We start from the raw sequence: 17506 nt of genomic DNA, 5'->3' as shown, positions 1-17506 counted from the left end.
CGAGGAGACAAAACCATGAGCCCACAACGCCAAGCCTTCATCTGCGACGCCATCCGCACCCCCTTCGGCCGCTACGGCGGCGCGCTCTCCAGCGTGCGCACCGACGACCTGGGCGCCATCCCCATCAAGGCGCTGATGGAGCGCAACCCTGGTGTGGACTGGGCGGCGGTGACCGACGTGCTCTACGGCTGCGCCAACCAGGCCGGTGAAGACAACCGCAACGTGGCCCACATGAGCAGCCTGCTGGCGGGCCTGCCCATCGACGTGCCCGGCGCCACCATCAACCGCCTGTGCGGCTCGGGGCTCGACGCCGTGGGCACCGCAGCGCGCGCCATCAAGGCGGGCGAGGCCGGCCTGATGATCGCGGGCGGTGTGGAGAGCATGAGCCGCGCCCCCTTTGTCATGCCCAAGGCAGAGTCGGCCTTCAGCCGCAACAACGCGGTGTACGACACGACCATCGGCTGGCGCTTTGTCAACAAGCTGATGAAGGAAAAGTACGGTGTGGACTCCATGCCCGAAACCGCCGAGAACGTGGCCACCGACTTCAAGATTGAGCGCGAAGCCCAGGACCAGATGGCCCTGCGCAGCCAGCTCAACGCCGTGGCCGCCATCAAGGCTGGCCATCTGGCGCGCGAGATCGTGCCGGTGCACATCCCGCAAAAGAAGGGCGACGCCATCATCGTGAGCCAGGACGAACACCCCCGCGAGACCAGCCTGGAAGCGCTGGCCAAGCTCAAGGGCGTGGTGCGGCCTGATGGCACGGTGACGGCGGGCAACGCATCGGGCGTGAATGACGGCGCCTGTGCGCTGCTGCTGGCCGATGAAGCCAACGCCGCCAAATATGGCCTCAAGCCCCGCGCCCGCGTGGTGGGCATGGCCGTGGCCGGTGTGGCGCCGCGCATCATGGGTTTTGGCCCCACGCCTGCCACCCTGAAGGTGCTGGCGCAGACGGGCCTGACCATCGACCACATGGACGTGATCGAACTGAACGAAGCCTTTGCCGCACAAGGCCTGGCCGTGCTGCGCGCCCTGGGCTTGAAGGACGACGACGCGCGCGTGAACGCCTGGGGCGGCGCCATTGCGCTGGGCCACCCGCTGGGCGCCAGCGGCGCGCGCCTGGTCACCACCGCCGTCAACCGCCTGCACGAACACGCCGGGAAGTACGCGCTGTGCACCATGTGCATCGGCGTGGGCCAGGGCATTGCCGTGATTCTGGAGCGCGTGTGACCTTGATTGAGCGCAACCCCACACCGGTCACCGTCATCACCGGTGCCAGCAACGGCATCGGCCGCGCGATTGCCGAAGCCGTGCTGGCCCAGGGCCACGCCGTGGTCAATCTGGACTACGTGCTGCCCAGCTGGAGCCACCCGCAACTCACCTCGTACCAGGGCGACCTGACCGACGAGGCATCGACCCGCGAACGTGCGGTCGAGATCGCGGCCAAGCACAACGTCACCGCCCTGGTGAACAACGCGGGTGCCACGCGCCCCGGCACCATCGACACCGCCACCACCGCGCAGCTGGATGACGTGGTGGGCCTGCACCTTCGTGCGCCCATGCTGCTGGTGCAAGCCTTTTTGCCCACGTTGCGCGCCAGCGGGCAGGGCCGCATCGTCAACATGTCGTCGCGCGCCGCGCTGGGCAAGGGCGAGCGCATCGTCTACTCCGCCACCAAGGCCGGAATGATCGGCATGACACGCACGCTGGCCATGGAGCTGGGGCGCGACGGCATCACGGTCAACGCGATTGGCCCCGGCCCCATCGCCACCGAACTCTTCCGCCAGAGCAACCCCGACGGCGCGCCGCAGACGCAGCGCATCCTGAACAGCATTGCCGTGGGCCGCATGGGCACGCCCGACGACGTGGCGCGCGCGGCGCTGTTCTTCCTCTCGCCCGACAACGGTTTCGTGACCGGGCAGGTGTTGTACGTGTGCGGCGGCACCACGCTGGGAGTGGCGCCTGTTTAGCAACCTGAACTGATCTTCCCTGCCGCCCTGCAAGGGGCGCACCCCTGTTCTCGCCCGGAGGCCTCGGCGCCCGGTTGAGGCCACGGCGCGGCCGGATGTCGCGTCCGTGAGACCCCTTTCATCCACCTTCTTGAAGGAGACAAACCATGACCCGTTCCATTCACACCACCCGCCGCTTGGCGCTGTCGGCCGCTGCAGTCACCGCCCTCGCTGGCATCGGCCTGCTGGGCAGCAGCGCTGCACTGGCGCAGGCCTACCCGAGCAAGCCAGTCACCATCGTCGTGCCCTTCGCCGCAGGCGGCACCACCGACATCCTGGCCCGCATCATCGGCCAGGCACTGACCACCGAGCTGGGCCAGTCGGTCATCGTGGACAACCGCGCGGGCGCGGGCGGCAACATCGGCGGCGCCATGGCGGCCAAAGCACCGGCAGATGGCTACACCCTGTTCATGGGCACGGTGGGCACCCACGCCATCAACGCCAGCCTGTACAAGAAGATGCCGTTCGACCCCATCAAGGACTTTGCGCCGCTGACGCGCGTGGCCAATGTGCCCAACCTGCTGGTGGCCAACCCGGCACAGCCCTACAAGACGGTGAAGGAACTGATCGCCTATGCCAAGGCCAACCCCGGCAAGGTCAACTTTGGCTCGTCGGGCAACGGCAGCTCCATCCACCTGTCGGGCGAGCTGTTCAAGAGCCTCGCCAAGGTGGACATGGTGCATGTGCCCTACAAGGGCAGCGCCCCGGCCGTCACCGACCTGCTGGGCAACCAGATCGGCATCATGTTCGACAACATGCCCTCGGCCATCCAGCATGTGCGCAGCGGCAAGCTGGTGCCCATTGCCGTGACCACCGCCAAGCGCTCGCCCGAGCTGCCCAACGTGCCGACCATCGCCGAAGCCGGCGTGCCCGGCTATGAAGCCACCTCGTGGTTCGGCATGTTTGCGCCCGCGGGCACGTCTGCGCCGGTGCTGGCCAAGCTCAACACTGCATTGGTCAAGGTGCTGAACCAGGCCGAGGTGAAGAAGAAGATCAACGAGCAAGGCGCCGAGACGTACAGCGAAACGCCCGAGCAGTTTGCTGCCTTCATCCAGGCCGAGTCGGTGAAGTGGGGCAAGGTCGTGAAGGAATCTGGGGCGAGCCTGGACTAAGCAAAGCCGAGATTCTTCGTAGCTACCAAATTGATAGCTGCTACCGCATGTACTACAGGCGGTAGCAGCTATTTTTGTTTTATACCAGGCAGCCGGGCTTACTGCACCCGGTACACACGCCCCGTCTGCGCACCTTCCACGCTGCGCTGGTAGGCCAGCGCCACGCGCGCAGCGGGCACTGGCTCGAACCCCGGGAAGAACGGCCCGTAGCTGCCCATCGACTCGGCCAGCACCGTGGGGCTGATGGCGTTGATGCGCAGGCTGCGCGGCAGCTCGATGGCTGCGGCGGCCACAAAGCCTTCGATGGCCGCGTTCACCGCCGTGGCGCTGGCGCCGTTGCGGATGGGCTCGACCGACAGGATGCCCGCCGTGAGCGTGATGGAGCCGCCATCGTTCAGGTATTTCTGGCCCACCAGTGCCAGCTGAACTTGGCCCAGCAGCTTGTCTTGCAGGCCGATGTTGAACTGCGCGGCCGTCATTTCCGCCAGTGGGCCAAAGTGCAGGTTGCCCGCCGTGCTCACGATGGCATCCACCTTGCCCACGGCCTCGAACAGTTGGGCGACCGCACCCGGCTGCGAGAAGTCCGCGCGGTACATGCCGCTGCTGCGGCCCACGGTGATCACGTCGTGGCGTGCGCCCAGGTTGGCCAGCACGGCCTGGCCGATGGTGCCGCTGGCGCCGATGAGAAGAATCTTGGACATGGTGATTTCCTTGGGTGTCAAAAAGGGTTGATGAGGAACTGACAACCCGATTCTTTTGCTAATCAATCAATGCATAAAGTGCTTGTAAGTTATGCTTGAACTAACTATTGATTAGGAATGTCCATGGACAAGCTGCGCAACATGGAAGTCATGGTGGCCGTGGTCGAGGCGGGCAGCTTTGCCGCCGCAGCGCGCCAGTTGCAGATATCGGCGGTGATGGTGGGCAAGCACATCCAGCAGCTCGAAGCCCACCTGGGCGCGCGCCTGTTCCAGCGCAGCACGCGCCAGAACAGCCTGACCGAGGTGGGCGCTGCGTTCTACGAAGACAGCAAACGCGTGCTGGAGCAGGTGCGATGGGCCGAATCGGCCGTGGAGCGCAGCCGCGCCGTGCCGCAGGGCCTGCTGCGGGTGAGCGCACCCTTCACGCTGGGCAATCATGTGATCGCACCGCTGGTGGCCGACTTTCTGAAACGCCACGACCAGGTGCGTGTGGACCTGCAGCTCACCGACAGCGTGGTGGACCTGGCGGGCGAAGGCTTTGACCTGGCCGTGCGCATTGGCAAGGTGGTGAATGAAGGCCTGGTGGCGCGCCCGCTGCGCCCCTACCGCATGGTGATTGCCGCAGCCCCTGCCTACCTGCAGCGCCACGGCACGCCCGAGTGCGCGGCCGACCTGGCCCGGCACCAGTGCCTGAGCCACTCGGTGTGGCAGCGCCGCGTGGAATGGACGCTGCGCGACGGCAACGAGGATTTCTTCTGGCCCGAGAACGCGCGCTTTGTGTGCAACCAGGGCGACGGCCTGCGCCAGGCGGCGCTGCGCGGCCTGGGGCTCATCATGCAGCCCGAGGTGCTACTGGCCGATGATCTGGCCAGCGGAGCGCTGGTGCCGGTGATGCAGCACTGCCTGCCTGTGCCGCGCCCGGTGCACCTGGTGTATGCGCCCGACCGGCGGCAGCTGCCCAAGCTGGCGCGGTTTGTGGAGTTTGTGGTGGGGGTGTTGGGGGAGTAGGCTCGACCGCATGCACGTGTCGGGTGCCGGACGTTTTCAGTGAGAGGCCACGTACCATCCCAGCGCAATAATGAGAGCCACAAGGATGGTCACAAGCCAACCCCACAGGACCCTATGCCGCGCGCAGCGATGGCAAAAGTCGACTACCTCGGCCGGGCCCGTCTCCGACATCCGGAGGCGAACGGTCTTTGAACCCCCGCGCAGCGACGCGCCACATTGGTAGCACCTGTGCGATGCATTCCACTTCTCGCTCCTGTTGCGGCGCCACATTGAGGTCGCGACAAAGACGCAAGCTGCAGCTATCAGAAGCGCGATCGTGATGTTGTCCATCACCCAATTATTGCAAGCCAGGAAGGCTACTCCATCGTAGCTGGTGGCACCTCAGGCCCGATCTTGAACACCCCGCTCACCCGCGCACACGGCACGCCATCGGCGGTGACCAGGCCTTGCGCAAACACCAGCGAGCGCGTGACGCGCAGCGGCTCTGCCTCGCCCTGCACCCAGGCGCCCAGCGGGGCGGGGGCCAGGTAGTCGATCTGCAGGCTGATGGTGGGCAGAAAACGGTCGGCCACCTGATCGCTTTTGCGGTGCACCGACAGCGGCAGCAGCATGTCGCAAAAGCTGGCCATCATGCCGCCGTGCAGGTTGTTCATGGGGTTCACATGGCGGCGCTCCACGCGAAAGCCGAACTGCACCACGCTGCCTTCGTGGCGCAAGTAGAGCGGGCCGTTGTGCTGGATGAACGGGCCGCCGGACTGCAGCGGCGCAAAGCCCTGCGGGATCTCGGCATGGCTGCTCATGCGCGTGCCTCCTTCTCCACATCCTGCGCAAAGCTGGCGCCCTGCAAGCTGCTGTGGGTGGCGCCGTCCTCGGGCAGCCAGCCGCTGTACACCGTGCGGAAGTCCGCCACGATCTGCGCCAGCGGCATGTCGTCAAACGCGCCGCGCTGGTGCACATATTCCATGTGGCGCGCGCCGGATTTGTCGAACGGGTGGTAGATGGAATCGTTCTCGCCGTCGAACTCCAGCGGCAGCAGCCCAAAGCGCTCGCACAGCTCGATGTTGAAGGCGGGCGTGGCTTTGCGCCAGGCGCCATCGAGCCAGATGTCGGTGTAGCCGTGCCAGATGAACAGGTCGGTCTTCATCGTCTCGCGCATGCGCTCGGTGCTGAGGTGGTTGCGCACATCGGCAAAACCCATGCGCGCCGGGATGCCCGCTGCGCGGCACACCGCTGTCAGCAGCGCGGCCTTGGGCACGCACCAGCCGTAGCCCTGGGCCAGCACGCTGCTGGCCGCCATGCCGTGGGGCGAGAGGTCGATGCGGTAGGGGTCGTAGCGAAATCCGTCGCGCACGGCCAGGTACAGGGCCACAGCGCGTTCGCGGTCGGTGGCGCCGTGCGCGTGTTCTGCGGCAAAGGCCTGGATGGAAGGTGCGTCGCTGTCGATAAGGGCCGTGGCACGCAGGTGGGCGGGAGTGGGTGCGGTGGTCATTGTGGTATGTCTCCTGCAGTCGGACGGAAGCCAGTGTGCGGGCCCCGGGCACCCGATGCTGTCACAGGCGCGCCAGCCCTGCGCAGCAGGAGCCCGATGCCCCCGTCACACCCGCCACGCAGGCAGCTCCCAGTTGCGCCACAGCGCCAGTCCGCGCAGCCCGGCCGTGAGCAGCACGCAGACCACCAGCGGTGCCCAGTCGGGCGCCTGGACCTGGCGCAGGGCCACGTCGGCCCAGCCACCGGCAAACGCGCACAGGGCGTAGGGGCGGTGGTCGCTGAAGGCCTGCGGCACCTCGTTGCACAGCACATCGCGCAGCACGCCGCCAAATACGCCGGTGGTCACGCCCATCATCACGCTGATGATGGCAGGCATGCCGATGGCGGTGGCAATGTCCACACCCACGGCGGCAAACAGGCCCAGGCCGATGGCGTCGGGCAGCAGCATGGCGCGTTCGGTGGGCTTGAAGTGGCGCTGGCGCATGAACAGCATGGCGCCCACACACAGGGCCAGGATGCCCCAGACAAAACCCGTGTGGCGGACCCAGAAGAAGGGACGCTGGTCCAGCAGCAGGTCGCGCAGCGTGCCGCCGCCAAAGGCGGCCACAAAGGCCACCACACACACGCCCACCACGTCGAGCCGCTTGCGCGCGGCGGCGATCACGCCGGACAGCGCAAAGGCCACGGTGGCGGCCACTTCCAACAGAAAGCGCAGGGTGTGCACCCAGTGGGCATCGAGCAACTGGTCCATGGGCGCGATTGTGCCGTGGAGCGCGGGCGGCGCCGGGTGAGTCGTTGTGTGTGCGATTGCTATAAAAAATATAGCTATAAAAGTATGCTGATCAGGCGCAAAGGCCTGTTTTTTCTCATGTCTCAGGTTGGGTACACCCGCAGAAAGGCGCCCCCGGCTTACCCCCGCACCAGCAGCCACCCCAGCGCCACCACACAACCCGCGCCCCCCAGTGCCCCCAGGCGCAGCGCCCAGCGCAGCGCGGCCTGCGGCCACAGATTCATGGCCAACACCAGCAGCCAGCCCAGGGCCATCCAGGCGGCGATGACCAGGGCCACCCCCGCAGTGGGCCCGGCGGCAGTGACCGCCGCCACGCCCTGCAGCACCATCGTGCCCAGCGCGATGGCCCAGGCCCGGATGCGGTCCGGGGTGCCGTCGCCCCAGGCGCGGGTGGGCACGGACCGCGCCCAATGGCTCAGGCCGACCAGCGATGCCAGTGCGGCACTGGCGCCGATGAGTTCCTCGGTCATGCGGCCTCCGAAGGGTGGTGGCTGCGGGGCTGCGCCGGTTGCCGCCGCAGGGCACGCAGCAGGTGCTGCCACCGCAGCAGCGGCGCGCCTGCAGCGGCCATGCACAGCACCGCAGCGGCGGCCCACTGCCACAGACCCGCCTTGGCCGCCAGGCCGCCAAAGGCCAGCGCGGCCAGCAGCCACAGCGCGGCCGAGGTGCGGGGCGCCCAGTGGCGCAGGGTGGCGGCGGGCAGGGCCACCAGCATCGCGAGCAGCAGGCCCAGCATGCCCGACGAGCGCGCGGGCTCGGTCGCGACGATGTGCGCCAGGCGGAAGGATTCCACCGCCAGCACACCGCTCAGCCAGAACGGCCCGTGGGCCAGCACCACACCACGGCCCCAGCCGCGCGGATGCCAGCGGCGGCGGTTCGTGGCGGGATGTGTTTTGGTGCCTGCGGTGGCCGCTGCATGGCGCACCACCTTGCGCCGGGGCGCCTGCACCCGCTGGGGCCCGATAAAGGCCGCGATGCCTGCGCAGGCCAGGCCCACAGCAACCAGGCTGGCGAACATGGCAGGCGCCAGCGCGCTGCCCAGCACGAGGCCCGTGGTGCCCGCCAGGGTCAGCAACCCGCCCGCGCCGCCCAGCGCCACGCGCCACAGCGCCAGCGTGCGCAGCGCCCATGCAGCCAGGGCCGACAGCAGCAGCCACACGCCGATGAGGGCCCACACCGCCCACACGGGCCGCTGCGCCAGCGAGGGCAGGCCCGAAGGCCCCCACAAGTGCACAAACACCGCCACGATCAGCGCGGCGGGCGTGGTGGCATGCAGGGCCAGAAATAAACGTTGCATGGGGAGCGAAGCTGGAAAGCTATAAAGGGGGACGCTTGGCATTGGTGTCAGCCCGCAGCCGCGATGCCGCCCGCAGCACCCTGCGCAGCCTCGGCCTCACGCCTGCGCTGCTGGCGCGCATCCAGCCAGATCAGCGTGCCCGAGATGGACAGGAACGCGGGCGTCATGCCCAGAAAGAAATACAGCCACTTGAGCGCCAGCCCGCCAAAGTCGCCAAAGTGCAGCGGCTCCATCAGGCTGTTGACCAGCGACCAGAAGCCCGCCGTGCGCGGGTCGTGCACCTTCTTCGGCACGCCCGTGGCAGCATGGATGTCCACCCGCGGGGTGCTGGCCAGGTGGCCCTGCAGGTTGCCGGTGAAGCTGGCTTCCGCTGTGCTGGTGCCCCAGCGGCGCAGCGATACGTAGCGCGCCTCCAGCCCCGGCACGGCCTTCTGGGCAGTGGCATGCATCGCATCCAGCGACTGCATGGGCACGGGCTCGCTGGCCTCGGCCTTGCGCGCGGGCTTGTCGGCTGTCAACGTGGCGGGGGTGGTGGCGAACTTGTAGCCCTGCTCGAACAGCGGCGCCAGGCCCATCCACGCGCCGGTGGTGGCGATCAGGATGTGAAAGCCCAGCCCCCAGATGCCCGCAGACTTGTGCAGGTCTGACATCACCACGCGGAAGCTGCGACCCCAGCGTTGCGTGAACAGCTCGGCCAGGATCTTGCGGTGGATGACGATGCCGGTGGCGATCAGTACCAGCATCGCCACGCCGAGGAACCCCACGATCCAGCGCGGCCCAAAGAACAGGAACACATGCAGCATGCGCAGGTACTGGCCGAGCTGGCTGTCCACCGGGCCCACCACCGTGCCGGTGTCGGAGCGCAAGGCCACCTTGGTGCGCGTGTTGGCAGGCGCGCCGCGCTCGCGCACAAACGCGAAGTAGCTCGGGTTGACGGCATCCGGCAGCGCGATGGTCTCCACCGTCGCGCCAGGGTAGCGGGTCTGCAGCTGCGTGAGCACCGCGTCGAGCGAGGCCGGCTTTTCAGAGCGTGGCAGCTTTGCCAGTGAAGGGTTGGCCCAGAGGTCGATCTCGTTCTTGAAAACCACCACCGCGCCCGAGAAGCACACGATGAACATCAGCAGCCCCGTGACGATGCCCGCCCAGGAGTGCAGGGTGAACAGGCGGTTGAGCGTGCGCTGGCTGGTCATGGCTTGCGGGCGGCGGGGGTGGAGCGCTGCGTCAGAAGAAGTACGTCACGCCCAGGCTGAAGTTGCGTGGCAGCGAGGGCGACACCACGTTGGCGTTGATCGCGCCGTCGTAGTACGCCTTGTTGAACACGTTCTTCACGCCCGCGGTCACGCGGTAGTTCTCACCCACGTAGCTGATGGACGCATCGGCCACAAAGTACGACGGCAGCGTGAACGGGTATGAGCCGATCTGCTCGCTCACATAGCGCCCGCCCACGCCCAGCGTCACGCGCGGGTACTGTGGCAGCTTGTAGGTGGCCCAGGCCGTGAGCGTGTGGCGCGGCGTGAGGTTGAGTGGCAGGCCCACGATGGCGGCGTTGTTGTCGCGCGTGACCTTGGTCTGTGTGTAGGTGTAGGCGCTGGTCAGCTTCCAGCCGTTCTTCAGGTCCGCTCCCAGCTCCAGCTCCAGCCCGCGTGCGCGCTGCTCGCCGGTCTGCACGCTGAAGCCCGTGTTCACCGGGTCGGCCGTGGTTACGTTCTGGCGCACCAAGTCGAAGACCGCGAGCGCGCCGGTGATCTGGCCGTTGGGGGACTCGTACTTCACGCCCGCCTCCCACTGCTTGCCGGTTTCGGGCACAAAGTTCGATCCTGCAAACGTCAGGCCCGACTGGGGCAGGAACGACTCGCCATAGCTGCCATACGCGGCCCAGCCGGGCTTGAACTCGTACACCAGCCCGGCCGACAGTGTGGTGGCGTTGTCCTTCTGGCGCGTCTGCGTGTTGGCCACGCGGTTGTTCGTATCGGTGGTGGACCAGTCGCGGCGCAGGCCTACCAACGCCGTCCAGCCCTGGCCAAACTTGATCTGGTCCTGCGCATACAGCCCGGCCACGGTGAGTTTGGCGGGCGCATCCTGCGTCAGCGCCTCGGGGCAGGTGGCCTGCATGCCATACACGGGTGCAAACAGGTCCAGCGCGCCAATGCGGCAGGTGCGGCTGGCGAGCAGGCTGGTGCCACTGCGCGCATCGAGGCCGGTTACCAACTGGTGCTTCACGCCGAGCGCTTCAAAGCGCGACAGCAGCGAGGTGTCGGTGGCCAGCAGGTCGTAGTCCATGTACTGGCGCGAGGCCTGGCGGTTCTGCAGGCGCTGGTTGGCCTGCAGCGCCTGGTTGGAGACAAAGTTGCCCGTGCCCTTCTCGGTCTCGTAGCGCACGTTCTGGCGGAAGGTCATGGCCTCCGACATCTTGTGCTCCAGCGTGTAGCCCACGGTTTTGCTCTCTACGTCATACCCGCCAAAACTTGGGTCGCCCGTGAACATCGTGACGGGCAGCGTGCCGTTGCGGTTGGGCAGCAGCGTGCCGTAGGGCGTGATGCCCTGCTGGCGCATCCACTGGCTCTGGCTGTAGGTGGCAAACAGCACCAGGTCGGTCTGCGGGCCCAGGTCGATGGAGAGCGACGGCGCAAACCAGCGGTCCTTGCGGTAAACGAACTGCGAGGGGTCGTCCACGTTGGAAACATGCGCATTGATGCGTAGCGCCGTCTTGCCCGATTCGGACAGCGGCCGGTTGATGTCGGCCTGCAGCGTGCGCTGGTCAAAACTGCCCACCTCCACGCCCACCTCGTTGATCGCCTCCTTCTTGGGCCGCTTGCTCACCGCATTGACGATGCCGCCTGGCTGCACCTGGCCATAGAGCACCGAGGCCGAGCCCTTGAGCACCTCAAACCGCTCGTAGCCATAGGGCTGCAGCTTGGCCCACATGCCCGGGCTCTGCACCAGGCCATCGACCAGGATCGATTCGGTGGAGCGAAAGCCTCGGATGTTCAGATCGTCAAACCCCCGGCGCCCAAAGTTGACCGGGCTCACGCCCGCCACGGTCTGCAGCGCTTGCTGCACGTTGGTGATCTGCCGGGATTCCATCTGCTCGCGCGTGACCACGCTGACGGACTGTGGGGTTTCCAACCGCCGCATGGGCGCCTTGCTGGCGGTCTGTGCCTCCACGGGCGCAAAGCCCATGTCTTTTTCGGTGCTGGCGTTGATGCGGACTTCCTGGAGCTGGGGGGCGGCCGTTGCTGCGTCTGCTGCCGGTGTGCTGGCCTGTTGTGCGATGGCAGCTTGGGCGAGGCACAGAGCCAGCGGGGTCAGGGTGAAGAGGCGGGCCGCGCGGACGGATGGCAAGCGCGCGGCGTGCGCGGAGCGCAGGGGCTGAGAAGGCATGGGGGTCCCGATGAAATTGAGCGGACAACAAACGCTGGGGGCGCTGGCTCACGTGACAGGGGACGTTGGCTGGCGGGATGTTGTGAATTGTAATGCGAATGGTTATCGTTTGAAATTTGCAATGGTGTGACTGGCGTGTGAGGAGCCGCAGTGCCTAGTGCTGCGACCGGACGGCCAGCACGGCGTTGCGGGACAGGCATCGATAGGGAAGTTGCCAACAACGGGCCGCATGCGGTGCAATCGGCTTAAATTTCATTGCGCTGATGGCGCACCAACCCACCGTGGCGTCATGCCGCTTGGAAAGCCGGAGCGCGGCCTTGCCAGCCGGTCCGCTCAACGCCTGATAGGAGCCCACCCAATGAAAATTGCACACCCGTACGCCCTCTTGGTGCTGTGTATGGCTGTTGCCCTGGTCCTGCTGGCGGCTCCGTATGTGGCGGGCTGGTTGGCGGACCATCCGCCACGGTCTGCAGCGTCGTTGTGCGCCTGGTGTGTGTTGCTGGTGGCACTGTGCGCTTTGCTGGGGTGGTGGGCGGCTGTAGCGGTGGGCTTCAACGCCAGCATGGGCAGTCTGGTGAGCGCATCGCTGGCTGCCTGGCTGGTGGCGGAGATCCTTTTGAATGGAAAACCGTGGAAACACTTTCAAAAACACACTGCCCGATAGCCCTGGGTGAGCTGGGTAGGGCATGGACCGCCCAGCGAGCCAGGAGCTTGCCCCGATGAGCGGCGAGCGAACGCCTCCGGCCGCCTGGGCCCGCTGGCTCGTGCCGATTGCGCTGGCCTGGCTGGTGGTGTGCGGTTTGCTGCTGGTGCAAATGTGGCCGGACTTACCGCGCTCCCGAGCGCGATGGGCACTTCTGCTTACCGTGGGGCCGCCGCTGTATCTGCTGGGTGAAGCGGGATCGGCCTGGCTCCAGGCTATGGCACAGCGGCGGGCGGATATGGACAAAGGGTTTTCGTGGCTGCGCATCGTGTGCGCCCTGCCTGTTGCCTTGGTGTGGTTTGCGCTGTGCTGGTTGTGTGCCTCGCTGATGGTGGCGTAGGCGTGGTGTGCTGGATGCCCGTCGGCCAGTACCGATGCGTTAGTTTGTATGTTGCGAGAAGAAATCGCGCCACATAAGTGGCGCAAAAGCCATTTGTCACTGGCGCGAAAGCGGTTTGCGCGCCACTTTGTAGAACTGGCCACCCCTGCAGATGCGCTGTCTGAAGTCCTCCACACCGCATGAAATCATTTTGCTATCAAATGAATAGCTAAAAAGGCATAGTGGTCGAGCGGGGAAAGCCTATTTTTTATCCAATTTTTGGATAGGGGCAGCCCCATCCCCGTCTTCGGCACCCCCCACCCCGCCATACCCCGGGTACTCCGCCCCCGTGGCGTTCAGCGCCGCACTCTCCTGCCGCTCCCGCGCCATCTGCTCCGCAAACTGGTCGCGGCCTTCTCGCGCCACGGCGATGAACTTGGCGCGGTCCTTGTGGTGCGGGTACATGCGGTCGGCCAGTGCGATGTTGTGGGTGCGAAAGCGCTGGGTGATGGCGGTGGCTTGCGCGGGGGGCAGGCCCATCAGCTCCAGCACGGTGTGGGCGCTTTGCAGGCTGGACTCGAACAGTTCGCGCTGCACCAGGGTCACGCCCAGGTCGCGCAGCTTGTTCCAATGCGTCACATCGCGGGCGCGGGCCACGATTTGCAGGTGCGGGAAGTGCTCACGCGCCAGCTTGGCGATCTGCAGGGACTGCTCGGCATCGTCCACGGCCACCACCAGGATGCGCGCGTGTTCGGCTCCGGCGATGCGCAGCAGGTCGAGCCGTGTGGCGTCGCCGTAGAACACGCGGTAGCCAAAGGTGCGGGCCACTTCCAGCATGTCCACACTGTGGTCGAGCACGGTGGTGGGGATGCCCTGGGCCAGCAGCACGCGCGAGACGATCTGCCCGTAGCGGCCGAAGCCCGCGATGATGATGGGCGCCTCCTGCGGCTCGGAGATTTCCTCGGCCTGGGGCTTGGCGGTCTTGAGCTGGGCATAGCGGCGCAGCAGCACGCGGTCCAGCACCACCAGCAGAAGGGGGCTGATGAGCATCGACAGCGCCACGGCACCGATGAGCAGCGAGGCAGTCTCGGCCGGGAACACGTTGGCGCCGGCGGCGGCCTGGAACACCACAAACGCGAACTCGCCGCCCTGCGCCAGCAGCAGGGTGAAGACGGGGCGCTCCTGGTAGGGAATCTCGACCACCTTGGCCAGTGCGTAGATGACCACCGCCTTGGCCGCCAGAAAGCCGACCAGGATGGCGGCCATGAGGCCGGGCGAGCGCAAGATGACACCGAAGTCAATGCTCATGCCCACGGCGATGAAGAACAGCCCGAGCAGCAGGCCCTTGAAGGGCTCGATGTCGGCCTCCAGCTCGCGCCGGTATTCGCTGTCGGCCAGCAGCACGCCGGCGAGGAAGGCGCCCAGCGCCATTGACAGGCCCACCAGCACCATCAGGTAGGCAATGCCCACCACCAGCAGCAGCGCGGCGGCGGTGAAGATTTCGGGGGTTTTGCTCTTGGCGATCCAGCGCAGCACGGGGCGCAGCAGCAGGCGCCCGCCCAGGATGATGGCCGCGATCACGCCGACGATTTTGAGCACCTCCAGCACCATCTCGCCCGGTGTGTGGCCAGCACCTTCACCCGCGGCTGCGCCCAGCACGGGCAGCAGGGCCAGAATGGGGATGGCCGCCACATCCTGGAACAGCAGGATGGAGAAGCCCGCCTGCCCGCTCTGGGTGCGCATGAGATTGCGTTCGGCCAGCGACTGCAACGCAATGGCGGTGGACGACAGCGCCAGTCCCAGCGCACCCACCAGACTCACGCGCCAGGGCAGGCCGGCCAGCGCGCCCAGCGCAAACAGCACGGCGGCGCAGCCCAGCACCTGGGCGGTGCCGGTGCCAAAAATGGGGCGGCGCAGGGCCCACAGGCGGCTGGGTTGCAGCTCCAGCCCGACCAGAAAGAGCATCAGCACCACGCCGAATTCGGCAAAGTGCAGGATGTCCTGCACGTTGCTCACCAGCCCCAGGCCCCAGGGCCCGATGGCGATGCCCGCTGCCAGGTAGCCAATGATGGCGCCGAGGCCCATCGCCTTGGCAATGGGCACGGCCAGCACGGCGGCGGTGAGGTACAGGAAACCGTAGGTGAGCCAGGTGGGGGCGTGTTCCATAGATAGGCAGAGGGCAATGCAGGCGGTGGCGTGGGGCAGGCGCCGCAGGGTGCGGGCGGGCGTGGGGTTGTCAGGATTCTGGCATTGCCGCAGCGGTTGGGATCCTCTGCACAAATCACCGCGCCGTGTGCATCTGCGGTCTCGGGCGGTCTGCGGCGTTGCAAATACTCGCAATAGCTACGGCTATTGCTGCGTTTTGCGCCTTGCAGCCCATCCCGATCCGCAGCGCCCACTTGCCGCTCGATTCGTGTAGAGGATCCCTTGGGGCGGGTGCGAGGGGGATGGGATTCTTGCGCTTCACTTTTGATAGCTTGTGAGGCAATAGGGTCGCGCAGAAGAGGCCATTTTTATGCAAAAAACCATGGTTGACCTGTGGTGGCGTTGTTAAGATGCGGGCCCTTCTTCGCACACGGGCTTGTTGACTCATGGACTTGCAGACTTGGCTGGCTTTTTTTGCGGCATCGTGCCTGATAGCGGTGTCGCCGGGTTCGGGGGCCGTGTTGTCGATGAGCCATGGCCTGTCGTTTGGCGTGCGCAAGACCGGCGCCACCATTCTGGGCCTGCAACTGGGCCTGTTGCTGATCCTGCTGATTGCCGGGGCGGGCGTGGGCTCGCTGCTGCTGGCGTCCGAGGTGGCGTTCAGCGTGGTCAAGGTGCTGGGTGCCTGCTATCTGATCTACGTGGGTTTCAACCAATGGCGCGCGGGCGATGCGCCCATCGCGCAGGGCGATGCGCACGAGGCCGCTGGCACCTGGCAAAAGCGCTGCCTCACCGGCTTCCTGACCAACGCCACCAACCCCAAGGGCATCATCTTCATGGTGGCTGTGTTGCCCCAGTTCATGACCGACACGCGCCCGTTGTGGACGCAGCTGCTGGTGATGGCCGCCACCACGGTGACGGTGGACGTGGTGGTGATGCACGGCTACGCTTTTGGGGCGAGCGCGCTGCGCCGCCTGATGCGCAGCGCCCGCGCCGTGCGGGCGCAGAACCGCGTGTTTGGCGGCTTGCTGATGGCGGTGGGGGCGGGGCTGTTCTTCGTCAAGCGCGGTGGCCAGCACGCCTGAGGGCGTGTTGCTAGCGTGCGGCGATGTCTTTATGCTCTTGATTTGATAGCTTTAGGCGCTTGCCTATCAGGCGCAGAGGGCTGATTTGGCTTGTATTTTTCATGGACCTGCAGATTCCAAGGAGCTTGTCATGCCAGTAGTTGTTGTCGCCAACCCGAAGGGCGGCGTGGGCAAGTCCACGCTGTCCACCAACATCGCGGGCTACTTTGCCAGCCAGGGGCATCCCGTGATCCTGGGCGACACCGACCGGCAGGAATCCGCCCGGCTCTGGCTGGGCCTGCGCCCTCCGGCCGCGCGCGCGATTGGCAGCTGGGAGACCAGCTCGGACGTGATCAGCCGCCCGCCCAAGGGCACGACGCATGCGGTGCTCGACACGCCCGCCGGGCTGCACGGCTGGCGCCTGAACGATGTGCTCAAGCTGGCCGACAAGATCATCGTGCCGCTGCAGCCCAGCGTGTTCGACATCTTCGCCACACGCAGTTTTCTGGATCAACTGGCCGAGCACCGCCGCGCCGAGGGCGTGCAGATAGGCATCGTGGGCATGCGCGTGGATGCGCGCACCAAGGCGGCCGAGCAGTTGCACCACTTTGTGGACAGCCTCGGATTTCCCGTGCTGGGCTACCTGCGCGACACGCAGAACTATGTGCACCTGGCGGCCCACGGCCTCACGCTGTTTGATGTGGCCCCTGGCCGCGTGGCGCGTGATCTGGAGCAATGGCAGGGCATCTGTGCATGGCTCAATTCTTGAAGGACAGCGTGAAGCGCAACCCACCACCAGCCCCCCGGGAAAACACCTGTCACCCGGCAGACAAGGCGCGCCTAGGCGCGGGGCTACATTGCGACGATGAAAATCTTCCGCTCTTATTCCGAAGTCAGCGCCTGCGTGGGCCAGGAGGTCGCCGTGACCGACTGGATCACCATTACGCAGGAACAGGTCAACCTGTTTGCCCAGGCCACGGGCGACCACCAGTGGATCCATGTGGACCCCGAGCGGGCCAAGGCCGGGCCGTTTGGCGCGCCGATTGCGCACGGGTTTCTCACGCTGTCGCTGATTCCGCAGTTCTTCGAGGCGGGCCTGACCATCGAGGGGGCGCGCATGGGCGTGAACTACGGGCTGAACAAGGTGCGCTTCACGGCACCGGTGCCGGTGGGCGGCCGCCTGCGCGCACGCCTCACCTTGCAGGCTGCAGAGCCCGTGGCACCCGATGGCATGCAGATGACCTGGCTGGTGACCGTGGAGCGCGAGGGCAGCGACAAGCCGGTGTGCGTGGCCGAGTCTTTGGCGCGCAACTTCGGCGCCCCGGCGTAGCAGGACAACCCCCTGAGCGGCTGCGCCGCTTCCCCCTTCTCTCGGATGGCTGCGCCATTCGGGAGGGGAGACACCGCCAGCGCACGCAAGTGAAGCGCCGCTGCGCAGCGTGGGCGGCCCTTGCGCGGCGGTCGCTGGCCTGGATCCCGCGTGTTCCACGGA

17 protein-coding genes are annotated in these 17506 nt (G+C 66.5%); 8 read left to right on the top strand and 9 right to left on the bottom strand.

Annotated elements, in window-relative coordinates:
• Nucleotides 1-15 precede the first annotated feature (15 nt).
• The 3 genes from pcaF to AC07Z7_RS07530 all read left to right on the top strand — a co-directional run bounded on the left by pcaF (nucleotide 16) and on the right by AC07Z7_RS07530 (nucleotide 3118).
• A complete protein-coding gene (pcaF, locus tag AC07Z7_RS07540) occupies nucleotides 16-1227 on the top strand; it encodes a 3-oxoadipyl-CoA thiolase (protein ID WP_494765870.1) in 1212 nt (403 codons plus the stop codon).
• Nucleotides 1224-1967, top strand: coding sequence for an SDR family NAD(P)-dependent oxidoreductase (locus tag AC07Z7_RS07535; RefSeq protein WP_494765869.1), 744 nt, complete (start codon nucleotides 1224-1226; stop codon nucleotides 1965-1967). Before pcaF ends, AC07Z7_RS07535 begins: the two co-directional genes overlap by 4 nt.
• A 146-nt stretch (nucleotides 1968-2113) precedes the next feature.
• Entirely contained in the window at nucleotides 2114-3118 is a 1005-nt protein-coding gene (locus AC07Z7_RS07530; RefSeq protein ID WP_494765868.1) for a Bug family tripartite tricarboxylate transporter substrate binding protein, read from the top strand.
• 98 nt (nucleotides 3119-3216) lie between these two features.
• Here AC07Z7_RS07530 and AC07Z7_RS07525 read toward each other — a convergent pair whose 3' ends face one another.
• On the bottom strand, nucleotides 3217-3819 hold the full coding sequence (locus tag AC07Z7_RS07525; protein WP_494765867.1) for a short chain dehydrogenase: 603 nt from the start codon (nucleotides 3817-3819) through the stop codon (nucleotides 3217-3219).
• 123 nt (nucleotides 3820-3942) lie between these two features.
• Between AC07Z7_RS07525 and AC07Z7_RS07520 the strand changes: the two genes are divergently transcribed.
• The gene (locus tag AC07Z7_RS07520) at nucleotides 3943-4827 is read left to right on the top strand and encodes a LysR family transcriptional regulator (protein ID WP_494765866.1); all 885 of its coding nucleotides are present in this window, start codon (nucleotides 3943-3945) and stop codon (nucleotides 4825-4827) included.
• Between the two features lie 356 nt (nucleotides 4828-5183).
• On the opposite strand, the gene AC07Z7_RS07515 is transcribed toward AC07Z7_RS07520, so the two are convergent.
• From AC07Z7_RS07515 to AC07Z7_RS07485, 7 genes are all read right to left on the bottom strand, one after another.
• Nucleotides 5184-5627, bottom strand: a complete 444-nt coding sequence (locus AC07Z7_RS07515) for a PaaI family thioesterase (RefSeq protein WP_494765865.1) — start codon at nucleotides 5625-5627, stop codon at nucleotides 5184-5186.
• Nucleotides 5624-6316, bottom strand: a complete 693-nt coding sequence (locus AC07Z7_RS07510) for a transglutaminase-like domain-containing protein (protein ID WP_494765864.1) — start codon at nucleotides 6314-6316, stop codon at nucleotides 5624-5626. The genes AC07Z7_RS07515 and AC07Z7_RS07510 overlap by 4 nt, the downstream gene beginning before the upstream one ends.
• Before the next feature lie 105 nt (nucleotides 6317-6421).
• A complete protein-coding gene (locus AC07Z7_RS07505; RefSeq protein ID WP_494765863.1) occupies nucleotides 6422-7066 on the bottom strand; it encodes a trimeric intracellular cation channel family protein in 645 nt (214 codons plus the stop codon).
• Between the two features lie 158 nt (nucleotides 7067-7224).
• Nucleotides 7225-7575, bottom strand: a complete 351-nt coding sequence (locus AC07Z7_RS07500) for a hypothetical protein (RefSeq protein WP_494765862.1) — start codon at nucleotides 7573-7575, stop codon at nucleotides 7225-7227.
• The gene (locus AC07Z7_RS07495) at nucleotides 7572-8402 is read right to left on the bottom strand and encodes a hypothetical protein (RefSeq protein WP_494765861.1); all 831 of its coding nucleotides are present in this window, start codon (nucleotides 8400-8402) and stop codon (nucleotides 7572-7574) included. The genes AC07Z7_RS07500 and AC07Z7_RS07495 overlap by 4 nt, the downstream gene beginning before the upstream one ends.
• A gap of 47 nt (nucleotides 8403-8449) precedes the next feature.
• Entirely contained in the window at nucleotides 8450-9592 is a 1143-nt protein-coding gene (locus AC07Z7_RS07490) for a PepSY-associated TM helix domain-containing protein (RefSeq protein WP_494765860.1), read from the bottom strand.
• A 31-nt stretch (nucleotides 9593-9623) separates the two neighbouring features.
• Nucleotides 9624-11783, bottom strand: coding sequence for a TonB-dependent siderophore receptor (locus AC07Z7_RS07485; protein ID WP_494765859.1), 2160 nt, complete (start codon nucleotides 11781-11783; stop codon nucleotides 9624-9626).
• 686 nt (nucleotides 11784-12469) lie between these two features.
• Between AC07Z7_RS07485 and AC07Z7_RS07480 the strand changes: the two genes are divergently transcribed.
• Nucleotides 12470-12826, top strand: a complete 357-nt coding sequence (locus AC07Z7_RS07480; RefSeq protein ID WP_494765858.1) for a hypothetical protein — start codon at nucleotides 12470-12472, stop codon at nucleotides 12824-12826.
• A gap of 240 nt (nucleotides 12827-13066) precedes the next feature.
• Here the strand turns inward: AC07Z7_RS07480 and kefC are convergent, their stop codons facing one another.
• A complete protein-coding gene (gene kefC / locus AC07Z7_RS07475; protein ID WP_494765857.1) occupies nucleotides 13067-14971 on the bottom strand; it encodes a glutathione-regulated potassium-efflux system protein KefC in 1905 nt (634 codons plus the stop codon).
• Between the two features lie 425 nt (nucleotides 14972-15396).
• Here kefC and AC07Z7_RS07470 point away from each other — a divergent pair, with 425 nt between their 5' ends.
• The 3 genes from AC07Z7_RS07470 to AC07Z7_RS07460 all read left to right on the top strand — a co-directional run bounded on the left by AC07Z7_RS07470 (nucleotide 15397) and on the right by AC07Z7_RS07460 (nucleotide 17344).
• Nucleotides 15397-16035: a LysE family translocator gene (locus tag AC07Z7_RS07470; protein WP_094291362.1), complete on the top strand. Its 639-nt coding sequence runs from the start codon at nucleotides 15397-15399 to the stop codon at nucleotides 16033-16035.
• A 130-nt stretch (nucleotides 16036-16165) separates the two neighbouring features.
• On the top strand, nucleotides 16166-16783 hold the full coding sequence (locus tag AC07Z7_RS07465) for a nucleotide-binding protein (protein WP_494765856.1): 618 nt from the start codon (nucleotides 16166-16168) through the stop codon (nucleotides 16781-16783).
• Nucleotides 16784-16879: 96 nt separating this feature from the next.
• Entirely contained in the window at nucleotides 16880-17344 is a 465-nt protein-coding gene (locus AC07Z7_RS07460; protein WP_494765855.1) for a MaoC family dehydratase, read from the top strand.
• Nucleotides 17345-17506 lie beyond the last annotated feature (162 nt).

It is taken from the genome of Acidovorax sp. GW101-11A03 (genome assembly GCF_059424825.1).
The sequence above is the reverse complement of the archived record's forward strand: the minus strand, read 5'-3'. Positions and strand labels throughout refer to the sequence as shown.

Coding starts and splice junctions, on each gene's coding strand:
- AC07Z7_RS07465 (WP_494765856.1), top strand. CDS start 16,166: ATGCCAGTAGTTGTTGTCGCCAACCCGAAGGGCGGCGTGGGCAAGTCC.
- AC07Z7_RS07490 (WP_494765860.1), bottom strand. CDS start 9,592: ATGACCAGCCAGCGCACGCTCAACCGCCTGTTCACCCTGCACTCCTGG.
- kefC (WP_494765857.1), bottom strand. CDS start 14,971: ATGGAACACGCCCCCACCTGGCTCACCTACGGTTTCCTGTACCTCACC.
- AC07Z7_RS07470 (WP_094291362.1), top strand. CDS start 15,397: ATGGACTTGCAGACTTGGCTGGCTTTTTTTGCGGCATCGTGCCTGATA.
- AC07Z7_RS07500 (WP_494765862.1), bottom strand. CDS start 7,575: ATGACCGAGGAACTCATCGGCGCCAGTGCCGCACTGGCATCGCTGGTC.
- AC07Z7_RS07505 (WP_494765863.1), bottom strand. CDS start 7,066: ATGGACCAGTTGCTCGATGCCCACTGGGTGCACACCCTGCGCTTTCTG.
- AC07Z7_RS07520 (WP_494765866.1), top strand. CDS start 3,943: ATGGACAAGCTGCGCAACATGGAAGTCATGGTGGCCGTGGTCGAGGCG.
- AC07Z7_RS07460 (WP_494765855.1), top strand. CDS start 16,880: ATGAAAATCTTCCGCTCTTATTCCGAAGTCAGCGCCTGCGTGGGCCAG.
- AC07Z7_RS07510 (WP_494765864.1), bottom strand. CDS start 6,316: ATGACCACCGCACCCACTCCCGCCCACCTGCGTGCCACGGCCCTTATC.
- AC07Z7_RS07495 (WP_494765861.1), bottom strand. CDS start 8,402: ATGCAACGTTTATTTCTGGCCCTGCATGCCACCACGCCCGCCGCGCTG.
- pcaF (WP_494765870.1), top strand. CDS start 16: ATGAGCCCACAACGCCAAGCCTTCATCTGCGACGCCATCCGCACCCCC.
- AC07Z7_RS07530 (WP_494765868.1), top strand. CDS start 2,114: ATGACCCGTTCCATTCACACCACCCGCCGCTTGGCGCTGTCGGCCGCT.
- AC07Z7_RS07515 (WP_494765865.1), bottom strand. CDS start 5,627: ATGAGCAGCCATGCCGAGATCCCGCAGGGCTTTGCGCCGCTGCAGTCC.
- AC07Z7_RS07480 (WP_494765858.1), top strand. CDS start 12,470: ATGGACCGCCCAGCGAGCCAGGAGCTTGCCCCGATGAGCGGCGAGCGA.
- AC07Z7_RS07525 (WP_494765867.1), bottom strand. CDS start 3,819: ATGTCCAAGATTCTTCTCATCGGCGCCAGCGGCACCATCGGCCAGGCC.
- AC07Z7_RS07485 (WP_494765859.1), bottom strand. CDS start 11,783: ATGCCTTCTCAGCCCCTGCGCTCCGCGCACGCCGCGCGCTTGCCATCC.